The sequence below is a fragment of the Paenibacillus sp. FSL H7-689 genome (assembly GCF_000517905.1).
In the GTDB taxonomy this organism is placed as follows: Bacteria; Bacillota; Bacilli; order Paenibacillales; family Paenibacillaceae; genus Paenibacillus; species Paenibacillus amylolyticus.
The window spans coordinates 131298-147535 of sequence record NZ_ASPU01000014.1 but is presented as its reverse complement, the minus strand read 5'-3'; the positions used below and the strand labels follow the sequence as shown (position 1 = coordinate 147535).

Below are 16238 nucleotides of genomic sequence, written 5' to 3'. Positions count from 1 at the left end.
CAAATTCTGCATCGCATTGTTTCAATCCTGCAGCTGTAGGGGATGAAAGTAAGAGGAGGTGCAGACATGAGATGGATATTAGGACTGGTCTGGATCGCTTTTATTGCCTATGCATTGTTGTTAGCACCGGGGCAGTCACCTGGAAGTGATCCGATATTCAAAGAACTGATTACAATGCAAAGCAAAGAACCTTGGTTACTTACGGTATTTTCGTGGTTAGGTATTTTCCCGGCAGTTTATGCCTGTATGCTGTTAAGAACATCTGTGAAAGAACGAGGTGGCCGTGTACCGGCTTGGCCTTTTGTCATACTTTCTTTTGGACTGGGTGCTTTTGCCCTGCTTCCCTATTATGCATGGTCATCGTCCGCAAATAGGGCTTCGGGTTACACAACCTTACATTTTGGTCGTCAGTGGGAGTCGGGAATTGGACGGGTAGCAGCCCACAAACTGACGCATGTAGTCCTTCTGCTGTTAACGCTGGGGGCAACATTCTATGCCGTGACGCAAGGTCATCCGGATGTATATATGGAAGCATTCAATCAATCTGCCTTTGTACATATCATGACGATTGATTTTGTACTGCTGACCTTACTTTCCATGATTGCGATATACAGGGATACTAAAGTGAGTCGACGTTCAGCAGCTTGGACCGCGGCAGGCATCATCCCTATTGTGGGTCCCCTAATCTATCTGTTGACGCTCAGGAGAGACAGAGTTTGATCATCAATATTTGAAGAATTCCATAGGTAAACGGAGCCGTTAAGCCTGAATGCGAACAATTCATGTGCTTAATGGAAAAATATATAAAATCCAAAAGAGGAGTGGCTATAGATGAAAAACCATTTTAACGCATATGTGGTCCGTAAAGAAGAACAGGGCGGAGTGAAAGCTACTATAGAGCAATTGAAGAAGGAAGATCTGCCAAATGGAAATGTAACGGTACAGGTGCAGTATTCCAGTGTCAATTATAAAGACGGACTCGCTACCCTTGACAAAGGCGGTGTCGTTCGTGAGTACCCGATGGTACCGGGAATTGATCTGGCCGGAACGGTAGAGGAGTCGGTCAGTGGACGTTTTGCACCAGGAGATCGGGTGATCAGTACAGGATTTGAACCTGGCGTATCCCATTACGGAGGATACAGCGAGTATGCGCGTCTGCGCAGTGAATGGCTGGTACCTCTGCCACCAGGTCTCAGTGAGAAAGAGGCCATGGCAATTGGAACCGCAGGATTTACGGCTGCACTTTCGGTAGATGCGCTGTTACAGGCTGGAGTGACACCGGAGATGGGCAAGGTTCTGGTTACGGGTGCAACGGGTGGTGTTGGCAGTATGGCAGTAGCGATTCTGGCGAAGCTTGGCTTTGAAGTAACAGCCAGCACAGGCAAGAAGGAGCAGGAGGAGCCATTGCTTAGAAACTTGGGAGCCTCAGAGGTCATTACTCGTGAAGAAGCTGATACTCCAGCTAAAGGAGCGATGGGGAAACAGCTATGGGCGGGAGTTGTTGATCCAACAGGAGGACCGGCTCTTGCGGAGCGATTGAAACAGGTTCAATACGGAGGTGCGGTAGCGGTATCCGGGTTAACTGGAGGCACAGCTTTTGAATCTACGGTACTTCCGTTTATTTTGCGTGGAATCCAGCTTATGGGTATAGACTCTGTATATTGTCCGATGGAACGTCGGGAACGATTGTGGAAACTGCTCGGCGGAGAATGGAAACCGGAGCGCGCGCTGGAACTGGGAATCCGGGAGATCTCTCTAGATCAATTGCCTCATACGCTGGAGACGATACTCCAAGGTGGTGCAGTAGGTCGTACGGTGGTCAATACAATATCAGATCTGCCATCCGCATAAGATTCTAAGTCCTTAGACATGCTAATTCTACCTGATTGGGTCACAGTACAAGTGGCTGGAAAGGAAGGATTGGTATGTGGTTTGGTAGAAAAGGCCGAAGTCTGGTTGGAAGAACAATGAAGTCGGTACTTGTAAGTGGCGTGTTGATCACGAGTATCTGGTCCCTGGTGGCTTGTTCGGGATCATCCATTGAACAGGAGCGGAAGGTCTACACCCGTGAAGCGACAGATGAAGGAAATGTGCGGGCACAGAGTCAAGGACACGGATTAAACGGTGAATTGGTGAGTGAGATCAGTAAGAGTTTTGAAGCAAAAGGCATTCAACTTATGAATAACATGTCTGCCGATGACGACCATGGCGGGATCTCTTATATGTATTTGTTGAATGGAAGTGGCAGACACATCGTGAAAGTCCATATTTTCAGTGATGCGACAACCCGGGCGGCCAGCATGAAACAAATGTATAGTGAGAATCGTGATGAGGCTGTCTTGGAGAATGCGCTTGGCCGGACAACGATTCGTAGCAAAGGGTACGTCTCACTCGTTTATACAGCTTCCGGTGGGGAAAAGGACAAGTATGAACAGGATGTTATGCAGGTGTTCCAACATGTGTTGGGGCAACTAAGGTAAGAGAAGATGGGAGCACAGAAAACTTTCAATCCTTACCGTACAGCTGAAAATAAACCCGAAAAACCCGTCTGATCTTTCAGACGGGTTTATATATTTCACGCATGACATGCCGCAGCTCGGGCAGAATGAGTTTTTCCATGGCCAATTTGACAGCTCCTTTGGAACCCGGCATGGAGAATACGGCTGTGCGTCCAATCGTTCCAGCGACGGCTCTGCTCAGGATGGCAGCGGAACCGATATCTTCGGTGTAACTGAGAAAACGGAAGATCTCACCAAAGCCCGGGAGTTCCTTGTCGAGTAGTGAGGATACTGCTTCATAAGTTGTATCTCGGGGTGCAATCCCTGTTCCGCCGCTAAGCAACACGGCTTCAATATCATCACGAACAGCTGCATCTTGCAGGATGCTTCGAATGTTCTCCGTTTCATCTGGTGTGATGATGTATTCAACAATCTGATAACCCGCTTCATTCAAAAGCTGGTGCATGAGCTGGCCACTGGTATCGGTGTCTTTAGTTCGTGTGTCAGACACTGTAACAATCATGCACGATACCGTGTCAGGGGCTTCCTGGCGATGTTGTTCCACTGAATTAGTCATGAAACTTCCTCCTTCAATCAACATGTCCTCATAGCATAGACCATCCGTTAGAATCAGGCAATGTACTGGGGAAGAGTTGAACGTTATTGCACAACGAATGCGGGATGGTGTACACTCGCTAGATATAGATAGACTAGGTTACAAGAAGGACAATCAGAGAGGTGTATACGTATGAATAAAACGATTATAAAAGAACAATCCATACCTGTATATATACTGTCAGGTTTTTTGGGGAGTGGCAAAACAACACTGCTTGTTCAGTTGATTGAACATTGGCAACAGCAGGGTTTGCGTCCCGCAGTGGTTATGAATGAGTTGGGCGAAGTCAATCTGGATGGTCAGATTGTGGATTCCACCGTTCCAATGACAGAGATGTTAGGTGGCTGCATCTGTTGTACCGTACGTGGTGACTTGGGATTGCAACTTGCCGATCTCGTTCAGGAGGAATCACCGGATGTGATCATCATTGAAGCAACCGGTGCGGCGAATCCAATGGAGATTCTGGATGCGGTAACGGAGACCTCACTCTACATGCGACTGGAACTGAAAAGTCTCATTACTGTTGTGGATGCAGCACATCTATCTGGCCTGTATCAGGAGCAGAAGGGGCAGACGTTCAAACTGATGCAGGAGCAGATTCGTTGTGCGTCTGTGCTTCTCTTGAATAAAACGGATCGGGTGAGTGCACAGGAACTGCAGGATCTGGAGCAGCTTTTGGCAAAATGGAATGGCTTCGCCCCTGTAATTCCTACGGTGAAATGTGAGGTAGAGATGGATCTGTTGCTTCGCAGCGGGGCAGACGTGCATGTACGTGATTCAGCTTCTGAAGTAGACAAGCCGGCTCACCAAGAGCATCATGTGCATACAGAAGCCTGTGGTACACATGGATGCAGTCATGGTCATGAACATACAGATCATACAGTCCAAGGCGATGATACGAATACTGAAGCATCCCATAGCCATGTCCATGCCCACAGTCACGAGCATTCTGCGCCTCATGCATCACACGAACATGTCATGGTGTATACGCATTATTTCAGTCATCCGGTGAACAGCGAAGCATTTGAACAATTTGTATCTGCTTTGCCACGGGATGTGTATCGAGCAAAAGGTATTTTATCGTTTAGTGACACGGCGAGCCGTTTCTGGTTTCAGTATGCCTACCGTGAATCGGATTACATGAAGATCACACCTCAGGGAGAGGTCCCTAATGTTGCTGTGTTTATAGGTGAGCATTTTGACCAAACTGTCATTCGTGACCAATTACTGGAATTGGAAGCGATAAAGTAGGTTAGATGATTCAATATTCCTCCAAACTGGGTATTAAGATGCATAGCAAACTTTGCCTGGGGGGAACTTTAAATGACACAACAACAATATCAACAATGTATCGATGCTTGCCTGGAGTGCATGAATGCATGCAACGTATGTTACATATCGAGTCTGAAAGAATATGATCTGGCGATGTTGCGTGATTGCATTCGTTTGAATCGGGAATGTGCGGAGATCTGCAGTTTTGCTGCACAAGCGATGACACGTGGAAGTGATTTCATTGCTGAAATATGCGAATTGTGTGTGAAAGCTTGTGAAGCTTGCGCCGCTGAGTGTGGCAAACACCACCATGATCACTGCCAAGCATGTGCAGAGGCTTGCCGCAGATGTGCAGAAGCTTGCCGGTTGATGGCAGCAGTGGCGTAAATATTATTTCACTGGAATATATAATTAAAACCGATAATGACCGTTGTCCCCTAAGGGAAGGCAGTGAACACAAGCATCTGAGACGATGTGCCTATGTGTTGCCTTTCAGTAGGGGATTTTTAATGTAGGTTGCCAAGTCTGATCGTGGTATGTATAATGATGGCAATGAATTGAATTGAAGAATATCAATGATCGGGAGAGTAGCCAGATCCATACATGACAGCGAGCCGGGAGAGGTGGAAGCCGGTATGACATGACCTGAGTGAACCGCACCCGTGAGATGGTTATCCGAAAAGAGGTACGTATCCCGATTGGGGATAGGCCATATCTGTCTGAGGGTAACCCGGCTTGCGACCGTTATACGCATCGAGCGGAACAGGTTCTACCGATATGTACGTTGATGCATATTAAGAGTAGCTGTTCACCTAGAGTGGTACCGCGGGAACTGTTAAGTCAGCTCTCGTCTCTTATGTAGAGACGAGAGCTTTTTTGTGTTTATTTTCAGCCAATAATGAATGGATAAGGAGTGTTTGACATGTTGATGAAGCAGGCTGCGGCCGATATTGCCCCTTTAACGGGATTGAACGAAAAAGAGGTTATGAGATTACTGGAGGTCCCACCGCAGGCGGAGATGGGTGATGCAGCATTCCCTTGTTTTGTATTGGCGAAGTCATTAAAAAAAGCACCCGCAGTCATTGCAACCGAGCTCGCAACTGGATTGCAGGCCTCTGGAATTGAAGCGACTCCCGCTGGGCCGTATGTAAATATCCGTTTCAATCGGGAGAAGCTCGCGCCGAATCTGCTAAAAGAACTGGGGAATGCCGCATTTGGTAAGCTTCAGCTTGGTCAAGGTTCACGTGTTGTGATTGATATGTCTTCCCCTAACATCGCGAAACCCTTCGGAATTGGACATTTGCGTTCTACTGTAATCGGTGCAGCATTGTATCGGTTGTACAACGAAGCGGGTTATACCTCTGTAAGTGTGAATCATCTGGGAGACTGGGGAACACAGTTTGGCAAGCAGATCGCAGCATACAAACGGTGGGGCAATGAGGAAGCGTTGCAGGCAGACCCCATCCGTACGTCCCTGGAGCTGTATGTGCGCTTCCATGATGAGGCAGAGAACGATCCATCTCTGGAGATTGAGGCACGGGAATGGTTCCGCAAGCTGGAGCAAGGGGATGAGGAAGCACAGCGATTATGGGCGTTCTTTGTGGAAGTAAGCATGAAGGAATTCAACCGGATGTATGAACGTCTGAACGTACAATTTGACCATACGCTGGGGGAAAGCTTTTACAATGACAAGATGGGTGCGGTGGTTGAAGAACTCAAGGCGAAAGGTTTACTTGAAGAGAGTGATGGAGCACTTGTGGTACATCTGGAGGACGAGAACATGCCTCCGTGTCTAATTATCAAAAAAGACGGAACAACAATCTATCCTACACGGGATTTGGCTACGGCGGTCTATCGTCATGAGGTGATGAAGGCAGATCGGTTGTTATACGTGGTCGGAGGCGAGCAGAAGCTTCATTTCCGTCAGGTATTTGCTGTCCTATCTCGGATGGGACATGAGTGGTCTGCGAAATGTGAACATATCCCGTTTGGATTAATGCGTTTTGAGGGACGGAAAATGTCTACGCGTCGCGGTAAAGTCGTCTTTTTGCAGGAAGTGTTGGATGAGGCAGTTGCTCGTGCACTACAGATTATTCAGGAGAAAAACCCGAATATGGAGAACCCTCAGAAGGTGGCCGAGGCGGTCGGTGTCGGAGCCATTATCTTCGGTGATCTGCGTAATAATCGGCTTAATGATGTGGACTTCTCACTGGAAGATGCTGTGAGTTTTGAAGGGGAGACCGGACCTTATGTGCAGTATACCCATGCCCGGATTCAAAGTGTGCTTGCCAAGGCAGAAGAGGCGATCCGCGTGGAAAATGAAAACCCTTTGACTAACGGCACGATTGCAGATGATGTAAATGACACAGGGACTACTTCATCCAGTATCGGAGATACCTCATGGGCATTGCTGAAACTGCTTGGTGAATATCCCGAGTATCTGGAAAAAGCAATTCATCGGAATGAGCCTTCGGTCATTGCCAAATATACAATAGATGTGGCTCAGGCGTTCAACCGCTTCTATCACGCCGAACGCATTGCGGATGCGTCATCTGATGTAAGATCCTTCCGAGTGGCATTGGCCAAACGGACTGCCGAACGCCTCGCGTACAGTTTACATTTGCTAGGTGTGCAAGCTCCAGAACGGATGTGATCCCAGGTGATATGGAGTAAACGTGGACTTTTCAAGAAAGCCAATCAAGATGTACCAGACTCATCAGGTCGAGGTATGTTGCTTCAACAAGTTAGCAAGCGATTAGGTAATGCTCAAGTACTTGATGAAATTAATCTGGAAGTGAAGCAGGGCGAATGTGCTGTATTTGTTGGCAGAAACGGCTCGGGCAAAAGCACGTTGCTACGTATGTTGGCAGGTATTTTGTTACCCGATACAGGATCGATCCAGCGCACAATGAAGGGTTCTGATGGGTATGCAGTAGATGGCCTGCCACGTTTACCCTTTACCTCTGGAGAGTACTTGTGGGATATGGGTCGTATTCGGGGCATTCGCCCCGAAGTACTGCGTGGGCGGATTAGAGAACTTAGTGAACTTTTATATCTGGATACCGCGATCGATCAGAAGTTATCCTTATTATCGAAGGGTACACTGCAAAAAGTAAATTTGATTCAGGCCCTGTTACCTGGACCGGGTGGACTTTTGCTGCTGGATGAACCGTTGTCAGGCTTGGATATTCCAGCTCAAGAGGGCATTGTATCCTTATTGGGGCAATGGAAGGATGAAGGGACATCCATCGTTACAGCTTGTCATGAACCGTTGCTAATTGAACGTTTGGCAGACCATGTGATTGTGTTGAAAAAAGGCAGCGTGCTCCGCTACTGGAGTCGTGAAGATATACTTCAAGCTGGCGAACCCGTTGTACGTATTCAAAGTCTGACGAAAGCTGGAGAGGATCTGGTTAACGATCTATCTATCATACAACAACCGGGAGTGCTGTCTTTAGTTCGTAATACAAGCTCAGGGATATCCAATGTTTGGTTGTGGGATTGGAAAGTAGTTCAACAATCAACAGATGATGTCCTCAGAATGATTCTGGCTTCCGGAGGTTCGGTTGTGTCTGTACAACAGGAAGAAAGTCAATTACATATGGAAAGTCTGCTGGAAGGACAACATCCAGCTGTACATGCGAGTCGTGAAGGTGTCACAGAATCTGTGGACTTAAGCTCTTCCATGGATGATGCGGGGGGAGAAGTCAAATGATCTATCTGACCCGATATTTGTTAAGGCATCACATTCGCTCACAGAAATATTTTGCACCGGTTATCTTTTATATCATCGCCATGCTGCTGATCTATTCCTACAAACCCAACCCTATTGCGGACAGTTACAGTGTTACGGCTATGCTGTTATTTCTGGCAGCTGCTTGGCTCGGAGTAATGGTGATGAATACCGATCCTGCTAAGCAGTATCAATTACTTGTCCTTCATACAGGAAGCAGGCGTAAGGTGGTAACAAGTCAACTCATCTGTGCCTGGATAATGCAATTCATGCTCACCGTAATCACTGTGCTGTATCCCGTGTTCGCGGGAATGTTCGAGAAACAACCTACAGGTGAGGAGTGGATGATGACTTGGTTAGGACATCTGGGGTTATCGTTGCTGGGATTGGGCATCAGTGTATTTTTTCAAAAATCGTACATTCCCTTGCTTAGTCGAAGTATGCCTGCTCTCATTATTGTATTATTACTATCGTTTATCCAAGGTTCCTTAAGTGAACGTTTGCCTGGATCGTTAGAATGGCTTGGCCGCATTCTTCCACCAGCCTTTTATCTGGTTCGTGAGATGATGTTATTTGATGAATCAAAGATGGACTCTTTTGTTTCGGTTATGCTGTGGACTGTGCTCTATGCATTAGGGTTACTAATCATCCATGTGTGGCTGTCCGGAAGAAGAGATCTGCGGAGTTAGAAGACGCGCTTCCCGATAACTTGAATGTTGCTCTTGGTTTGGTTAGGATAGAGGGACATGGAATGGTTAACATTGTACGGTTGAAGGGGGCGCTCGCATATGCAAAATACAGATATCCAGAATGGTGACATGCTGGACAGCGAACACTCCAGGGAATTGTTTGCCTATTACGGATTGGCAGTGTACTACGGGCAGGCGCTTGAACAGCAGCTGGTCAATCTGATTTTATTAATGAAAATGTCTCAGGGCAAAGCCGTGTCTGAAGAGGATCTGGAAGATCTGTACGAACGAAAGATGAGCAGTTCACTGGGGCAGCTCATTCACGAAGTGCGCCATCATTTTACATTCTCCGAGGAAGAGACTCTTCAATTGAATGAGTTATGGCAGCAACGTAACCGTATCGTACATCACTACTTCAAGGAACGAATCCATGAGACATTCAGTCCGGAAGGACGATCACGTATGATTAAGGAATTGGAGGATTTCAAAGACCGTGCACAGGAGTTGGAGATCCGTCTTCAGCAATATACGGGTGCCTGGATCGCAGAGCTTGGTCTGGATGCCGAATCCGCAGCAGCTCTGCAAACGCTGGAGCGGATGCATACCGAGAGTATGCAAGCAAGGGCTTTGGAAGAGGATGAATGACAAGCAAACGGATAACGAAACGCTGGATTGTAATTACGGCTCTAGCTGTAGTATTAGTTGGAATCCTGTGGACTGTGGTTACCGCAATCCGTATATCAGCATATACGGATGAGGATTCATCCAGGATATCGGATACAGCAATCATTCTGGGCGCAGCTGTGGCGGGGGATAACCCTTCACCTGTATTTCGCGAACGTATTGAACACGGGATTGAATTATACCGTCAGGGTACCGTTCGTAATCTGCTTTTCACAGGTGGATCAAGTGGTGATGGAGAACATACGGAAGCTGAAGTGGGTCAGAAGTATGCCATCGCACATGGAGTAGATCCTGCGGACATTCGCATAGAGACCAAATCCAGAATTACCGAGGAGAACCTGGTCAATTCAATTCCGATTGGTGAACAGGCCGGTTATCAAACCTATACGATTGTGAGTGATCCATTACATATGAAACGGGCCATGAAGCTGGCTGTCGGACTGGGTATGGATGCTGTACCCTCTCCGACACGAACTACGGCTTATCGAACCTGGCGCAGCAAGTTTCCTTTTCTCGCAAGAGAGACCGTGATGTACATGGGATATACGATCAAAGGATGGATAGACAATCCGCAGCAGCCATGAGGCTGCACGCGGATTGTTTTTTTGTCTGGACGAAATCGAAATAAACAGTATCGGAACCTGAATCCCGATGAAAATACAAAAAAACCGATCTACACCGCAAACCCTGAGGTAGCTGTGTAGATCGGTTTTTGTTTTGCCGTCGAGTACATCATTTTGATTGGTTACTTAAAGAGCTATCTGTTTTACTCTGTTATGCATTGCCTCCGGCAAAGGAGGTTGAGGTTGGAATGATCTCACCCGACGGATTTTCGCTGGTTGCACTCGCTGCTGCTTGCGCACCTTGTTGAAGCTGATACATCTTATAATAGCGGCCTTTAAGCTCCATCAGTTCATCATGTGCACCCTGCTCAACGATACGCCCGCGATGCAGAACCAGAATTTGATCTGCCGAACGAATGGTGGAGAGACGGTGAGCAATGATGAAGGTGGTACGTCCTTTTTTGAGGACTTCGAGTGCGTTCTGAATCAAAGCTTCTGTTTCCGTATCTATATTGGCTGTAGCTTCATCCAAAATGAGGATGGCCGGATCAAACGCCAGTGCCCGAGCAAAGGAGATCAACTGACGCTGTCCAGCAGACAATGTGCTTCCTTTTTCGATGACAGGTTCGTCAAAGCCTTGAGGCAAATGAGCCAGTATACGTTCAGCGCCTACATCACGCAGCGCCTGTTCAATTCGTTCACGGGAGATCTTCTCATCGCCGAGACTGACGTTGGAAGCAATGGTGCCTGTGAACAGATACGGGTCCTGCAATACAATCCCCATATGTTCGCGAATCCACTGTTTAGGCAGATCTTTGACATTCTGACCGTCAATCGTGATCTTGCCTTTTTGCGGGTCATAGAACCGGAATAGCAGGTTGATAATTGAGCTTTTACCCGAACCGGTATGACCGACCAGAGCGACCGTCTGACCTTGGGATGCTTTGAATGAGATATTGTGAAGCACGTAATCTTTTTTATAGGCAAAGGATACATCATCGAAGACAACATTCCCTTTGTATCTTGGCATAGAGCCATCGGTTACAGCTTCTCCCTTTTCATCCATCAGCTCAAAGACGCGACCAGCAGATACGAGGGAGGAGTCCAGGTTGGCGAGTTGATTCACCATACCGGTGATTGGCTGGAACAAGCGACCCAGAACATCTACGAAGGCATACAGAACACCAAGGGAGATAATACTTGTGCCATCCAACACGCTGGAACCGAAGTACCACAGGACCACCGCAAAGGCGATATTCCGTAATACGTTAACCAGATTGTGTGAGGTGAAGGCATTTAGGTTCAGCATTTTGTTCTGGTGTTTCATATAGTCATCATTTAGATCTTCGAATTCCAGTTTAGTTTGTTTCTGATGGCGGAATACGCGGATAATGGACATCCCCTGAATGGACTCGTTAATGATTGCATTGATCTCACTCAGTCGGGATCGAATGATTGTGTTGTAGCGAGTAGCGAATTTGCGATAGAGCACAATCCATGTAATGAGCATCGGCACAACGAATAATGAGATTAGACCCAGGCGAATATCAAGCAGGAAGAGTGCAACATACACACCTGTAATCGTGATGATTCCTGAGAAAAAGTTCGAAAGAACAGCAACGAACAGATCTTTTACGGCTTCTGTATCGTTTGTGACCCGAGATACAACTTTACCTGCGGGCAGGTTATCAAAAAAGTGCACCGGCAGTCGCTGAATATGGGCATACACATCGTTACGCAGTCTTTGAATGACCTTGTTGGCCGAGGATTGCAGCCAGAAAGTTTTACCAAACTCCATAATGACCGAGATCACGAGGAAGATCATGTAATACACAATTAATTGATAGATGCTGGGCATCTCCGGTTTGTAAAAAGCAAACAGTTCACCAGCGGACAGGGGTGTTGCCGCATATTGGCCTGTTACCTCACCTGCGCGTGTAACCGTGAGGGTTCCATCCGTATATGTGCGGTCCCCGTCAGGTGCGCTTACCGGTTCGTTTACAAAATAAAAACTTCTGCCGGCTTGTAATACCCGCACTTCGGAACCTTTGTTTTCATCCGGTTCGAACAAGCCTTCGCGTTTGTAATTCTTACCGTTGTAGACTGCGGCTTCATCAGAAGCTGTTGTCTCATAGAAAGGCTGCTCAATCGCGAGCAAGTGATTATCGATCATGGATTTGGCGATGAACGGCCCGGCAAGCTCGGCCGCAACACCAATGGTAAGCATAATTAATGCAGCGATAAATGTTCCTTTGGCTTTCAAGGCGTAATCAAGCAGCCTTTTGCCTGTATTAGACTTCAATGAATTGACCTCCTACGTGGACAGATTGGACTCGACCTGTTGCCGTTCATACTGTTCACGGTACCAGCCGTTCATGGCTAACAATTCCTGGTGAGTGCCTTCTTCCGTAATTTTCCCGTGCTCCAGTACGATGATTCGGTCAGCATGTTCAATAGCAGACAGGCGATGAGTCGAGATCAGCGTGGTTTTGCCCGAGCGTTTGTTGCGTATATTTTCAATGATTTTGGCTTCAGTACGTGCATCGACAGCAGATAAGGCATCATCCAGGATCAGAATATCAGGGTTAGCAATAAAGGCACGCGCCAGCGATACCCGCTGTTTCTGTCCACCGGACAGAGAGATTCCTTTTTCACCAACGAGTGTATCCAGTCCATCGGATAAGGTTCCCAGATCCCCGTCAAAAGCGGCGGTACGAATGGCTTCCATGATGACTTCATCACTGGCCCCAGGTTGACCAAATTGAATGTTTTGACGAACTGATTTGGAGAACAGAACTTGTTCCTGTGGTACGTACCCAATCCAGCTGTGCAAGTCATCTTTGGCGATATCCTGAATCGGATGACCCGAGATGCTTAATGTGCCCGAACCGGCAGGGTATTCATGAAGCAGTTGTTTGAGCAAAGTAGACTTACCGCTACCCGTACGACCCACAACACCCAATGTTTGACCCCGTCGTAGCGAAAAGCTGATATGACTGAGATTGTCGACAGTGGAACTTGGGTAACGGAATGTAACATCCTGCATCGCAATTTCTTCCGGATTCGTAACGTGAGCAGGTTGCTCCACATCTTGTACGGCAGGTTCTACTGATAAAGTCTCGTTGACCCGATCAAGCGAAGCGCTACCACGTTGCATCAGGTTAATTAATTCGCCGATGGCAAACATGGGCCAGATCATCATCCCCAGGTACATGTTAAACGATACGAGATCCCCCAGGGTAATTTCATTATGAAATACAAGATATATGCCGTAGGCAAGTGCAATCACATAACTGAGTCCAACGAAGAGGCGGATGGTGGGTTCAAATAGGGCATCCATTCTGGCAACAGCCAGATTTTTACGATAGACATCTTCGGTCACGTCGGCGAACCGTTTCTCGTCCAGACGTTCCTGCACATAAGCACGCACGACACGAATCCCGGCTATGGATTCCAGCACCTGGTCGTTCATATCTCCGAATGCATCCTGTGCCAGGGTGTAACGTTGATGTACAGCTTTACCATAGATCATCATGGCAATGGCGATAAAAGGTAATGGCAGGATTGCCGCCAAGGTCAGTTTCCAACTAACCAGAAAACCCATGGCGAACAATACGGTGGCCAGAAAGGCTGTAGAGTCTGTTAAGGTCAGCATGCCGAAGCCTGCTGTAGTGGCAATGGAACGAAGATCATTGGTGGCCCGAGCCATCAGATCTCCTGTTCTGTTTTTCTCAAAAAAGGGAGGAGTCATTCGTAACAAGTGGTCCATAAAGCGTGAACGAAGTAGCCGCTCCACTAGGTTGGCACCACCAAACAGTTTGTGCATCCAAACGTATGTAACCAGATAGATAATGATGACCGTTCCTAGAATAAGCAAAATATAACGCGTAAGTGAGGTGCCGGTAATGGAACCGCGCACAATCTCGTCGATGGCATTACCAAGAAGACGAGGAGGCAGCAGTTCGGCAATGCCCACCAGAATAAGCAAAATGACACCGGTTAGGTATCGTTTGCGTTCCAGCCGGAAGAACCAGGCCAGGTTTTTAAGTACAGAGAACAAGTGTTATCCCTTCCTTTCGATGTCCGAGAAATGCAAATTCCGTTCATGAATGCCGAAATGTACCCACAAAAAAAGACATACCGCACGCAGGCGGTATGTCTTCATATAATCATACGGCAGCATGGCTCAGAGAACAGAGCCGTCACCATATATAAGTTCGATTGTGAGTATACATCACAGAGGTTCTAATGAAAGATCGCCTGTCATGCCGACTTATGAACGGAATAATGATTTCGGGTGTGCTCCGGTATTTAGTTGTGTGCTGAATTGACCTATCATATGTTTGTTAAACACCGTAATCACCCTTTCTTTTTTTGGAAATAAATACAATGTAGACCTCGTATGTTTGCATCTTAACACCGGCTTTTACAATCTGTCAAACATTTTTCACAACTTATTTTGTCTTTATGTGGTCACTCGGGTTTGTATTCAAGTCCCTGTCGAGATATGATGGAACATATATATACAGAAGGAGCTGACACCAAATGAGTACCATACATGTATCCGATCAAGCTGCTCGCTGGTACAAGGAAGAGCTGAATTTGAACGAGGGAGACAGCATTCGATTTTTTGCACGTTATAGCTCTGGCGGAGGTCTTCACCCTGGATTTTCGCTAGGTATTGCTGTAGAGAAACCAAGACATCCTGCGGATCAAACCGAAGTGTCGGGGATTCAATTCTTCATGGAAGATCACGATTATTGGTATCTGAAAGGGCACCAACTGCATGTGGACATCGTTGATGAAGGTCAGGATATCGAATATCGTTACACGGAAGTCTAAGCAATAGATGGATTACAGGTCGCCACCGGCTTCCGAGTAGGGGGAGGGGATAAGCAGTGAATCTGCCACCACGAGATTTGGCCCAGTATATCGCAAAACGCTCTCATATTGTTGTAAAAGCGGCGGTGCGGGCTGAGAACGAACAAGGTGAATTACTGCTGATTCAACATGCTGAACATGGTCACTGGCGGTTGCCAGCAGGTGAGATGCGTCCGGGTGAGGCTATTGAAGATGCTGCCCATCGGGAGTTATGGGAAGAGACAGGTTGGACTGCTGATACCATGACACTGGAAGGTCTCTATTCGGGGCCTGACCTTCGGTATCTGCATTCAAGCGGAGATGAAGAGTATTATGTCATTGCCCTGTTTCGGACAGTGATCATTCAGGATGACCTTGTGGAGTCGCGTGTAAATAGTGATGCAGGTCTGAAGTTTTTTGCGCTGGAGTCGTTACCACCTCTGAATCAGATTAGCCGAATCCTGTTAGCGCGGGATATTGCAGAATAAAATAAGTGTTGACCGCAAAAAAATGACCTTGGCATGCACGATAAAGTGGATGCCAAGGTCATTTTTTTTAAAATCCGATTCTGGTGCTCAGAGCATGAATTACACCTGATCCAGTGGTTCATCATCCATCGCAAAATCAAAATCATCAATATCGAATACCTGTACAGGTGATTCAGACTCAATTATGCGTGCAATCAGTTCAACCTGATCGGTAAGAATCGGGATACTCAGGCGCTGAGATGTCAGTAGCAGTTCGGTCTCAATGGGATCGAAATACTCCCCGTACTGCGCCGTATCTATTGCATTGATAATGGCAATGGATACTTGGTCACCAAATAAAATGGAGGGGCTTTTGGCCCATGGAACAAGTAACGCACGCTCTATTTTTTTCTTATTCAGCGGTTCCTCGAAATAAGAAATCATTTCATTGATTTTGGATTTCACATGCTGATCATCTGCCGGGTTATCCATCATGGGATCAGGACTGGTCTGGAATTCATATAGCTCAAGGATGGTGGTATAAGGAACAATATATTCAACAGGCGCGGGCGGCGCTAACAATTGACCGTAAATGGCCACCATCACGGCTTCTGTAATAAACTGACGTGACATGGTTCCTTAATCCTCCTGCGCCATTAATAGTTGCAAAGTGAATCTATACGTTTATGCAACAGCATAACCATAATAGTACGTGTTCAAATAGGACGGTTTTCAGTACCGAGAAGATGGGATGAAGCTAGAAATGGAGTAGCGGAGCGTAGGGAAAACTACGTGAGCAACCGCAATGTTTCCAAAGGAAACATACTTCGTAAGCCTCCCGCTTATTTCGGCTGAA

The 16238-nt window shown here is 47.0% G+C and carries 16 protein-coding genes; 12 read left to right on the top strand and 4 right to left on the bottom strand.

Translation table 11 applies throughout. The annotated features are described in order from the left end of the window. The first annotated feature begins 66 nt into the window (after window positions 1–66). The 3 genes from C170_RS10475 (at window position 67) to C170_RS10465 (ending at window position 2480) form a co-directional block, all read left to right on the top strand. A complete protein-coding gene (locus tag C170_RS10475) occupies window positions 67–720 on the top strand; it encodes a hypothetical protein (RefSeq protein WP_036609241.1) in 654 nt (217 codons plus the stop codon). Between the two features lie 111 nt (window positions 721–831). Then, entirely contained in the window at window positions 832–1851 is a 1020-nt protein-coding gene (locus C170_RS10470; RefSeq protein WP_036609239.1) for an oxidoreductase, read from the top strand. A 74-nt stretch (window positions 1852–1925) separates the two neighbouring features. Next, on the top strand, window positions 1926–2480 hold the full coding sequence (locus C170_RS10465) for a hypothetical protein (protein ID WP_036609236.1): 555 nt from the start codon (window positions 1926–1928) through the stop codon (window positions 2478–2480). 76 nt (window positions 2481–2556) lie between these two features. Here C170_RS10465 and C170_RS10460 read toward each other — a convergent pair whose 3' ends face one another. Continuing rightward, window positions 2557–3075 carry a MogA/MoaB family molybdenum cofactor biosynthesis protein gene (locus C170_RS10460; protein WP_036609234.1) on the bottom strand — a complete coding sequence of 173 codons (519 nt, stop codon included), beginning with the start codon at window positions 3073–3075 and terminating at the stop codon, window positions 2557–2559. Between the two features lie 171 nt (window positions 3076–3246). Here C170_RS10460 and C170_RS10455 point away from each other — a divergent pair, with 171 nt between their 5' ends. The 7 genes from C170_RS10455 to C170_RS10425 all read left to right on the top strand — a co-directional run bounded on the left by C170_RS10455 (window position 3247) and on the right by C170_RS10425 (window position 10076). Further along, on the top strand, window positions 3247–4365 hold the full coding sequence (locus tag C170_RS10455; RefSeq protein WP_036609232.1) for a CobW family GTP-binding protein: 1119 nt from the start codon (window positions 3247–3249) through the stop codon (window positions 4363–4365). Window positions 4366–4437: 72 nt separating this feature from the next. Then, entirely contained in the window at window positions 4438–4773 is a 336-nt protein-coding gene (locus C170_RS10450) for a four-helix bundle copper-binding protein (protein ID WP_036609230.1), read from the top strand. Window positions 4774–5308: 535 nt separating this feature from the next. Beyond that, window positions 5309–7039, top strand: a complete 1731-nt coding sequence (gene argS / locus C170_RS10445; protein ID WP_036609228.1) for an arginine--tRNA ligase — start codon at window positions 5309–5311, stop codon at window positions 7037–7039. Window positions 7040–7045: 6 nt separating this feature from the next. Beyond that, a complete protein-coding gene (locus C170_RS30025; RefSeq protein ID WP_051447121.1) occupies window positions 7046–8101 on the top strand; it encodes an ATP-binding cassette domain-containing protein in 1056 nt (351 codons plus the stop codon). Then, a complete protein-coding gene (locus C170_RS10435; protein ID WP_036609226.1) occupies window positions 8098–8808 on the top strand; it encodes a hypothetical protein in 711 nt (236 codons plus the stop codon). Before C170_RS30025 ends, C170_RS10435 begins: the two co-directional genes overlap by 4 nt. Window positions 8809–8907: 99 nt before the next feature. Beyond that, on the top strand, window positions 8908–9453 hold the full coding sequence (locus tag C170_RS10430; RefSeq protein ID WP_051447120.1) for a hypothetical protein: 546 nt from the start codon (window positions 8908–8910) through the stop codon (window positions 9451–9453). Further along, window positions 9450–10076 carry a YdcF family protein gene (locus C170_RS10425; protein WP_036609224.1) on the top strand — a complete coding sequence of 209 codons (627 nt, stop codon included), beginning with the start codon at window positions 9450–9452 and terminating at the stop codon, window positions 10074–10076. Before C170_RS10430 ends, C170_RS10425 begins: the two co-directional genes overlap by 4 nt. Before the next feature lie 190 nt (window positions 10077–10266). Here C170_RS10425 and C170_RS10420 read toward each other — a convergent pair whose 3' ends face one another. Then, window positions 10267–12357, bottom strand: a complete 2091-nt coding sequence (locus tag C170_RS10420; RefSeq protein WP_036609222.1) for an ABC transporter ATP-binding protein — start codon at window positions 12355–12357, stop codon at window positions 10267–10269. 12 nt (window positions 12358–12369) lie between these two features. Continuing rightward, entirely contained in the window at window positions 12370–14115 is a 1746-nt protein-coding gene (locus C170_RS10415) for an ABC transporter ATP-binding protein (RefSeq protein WP_036609220.1), read from the bottom strand. Between the two features lie 485 nt (window positions 14116–14600). On the opposite strand from C170_RS10415, the gene C170_RS10410 reads away from it, so the two are divergent. Then, the gene (locus C170_RS10410) at window positions 14601–14897 is read left to right on the top strand and encodes a HesB/YadR/YfhF family protein (RefSeq protein WP_036609218.1); all 297 of its coding nucleotides are present in this window, start codon (window positions 14601–14603) and stop codon (window positions 14895–14897) included. Between the two features lie 56 nt (window positions 14898–14953). Continuing rightward, a complete protein-coding gene (locus tag C170_RS10405) occupies window positions 14954–15403 on the top strand; it encodes an NUDIX domain-containing protein (protein ID WP_036609216.1) in 450 nt (149 codons plus the stop codon). A gap of 99 nt (window positions 15404–15502) precedes the next feature. On the opposite strand, the gene C170_RS10400 is transcribed toward C170_RS10405, so the two are convergent. Continuing rightward, window positions 15503–16015: a hypothetical protein gene (locus C170_RS10400; RefSeq protein WP_036609214.1), complete on the bottom strand. Its 513-nt coding sequence runs from the start codon at window positions 16013–16015 to the stop codon at window positions 15503–15505. Window positions 16016–16238 lie beyond the last annotated feature (223 nt).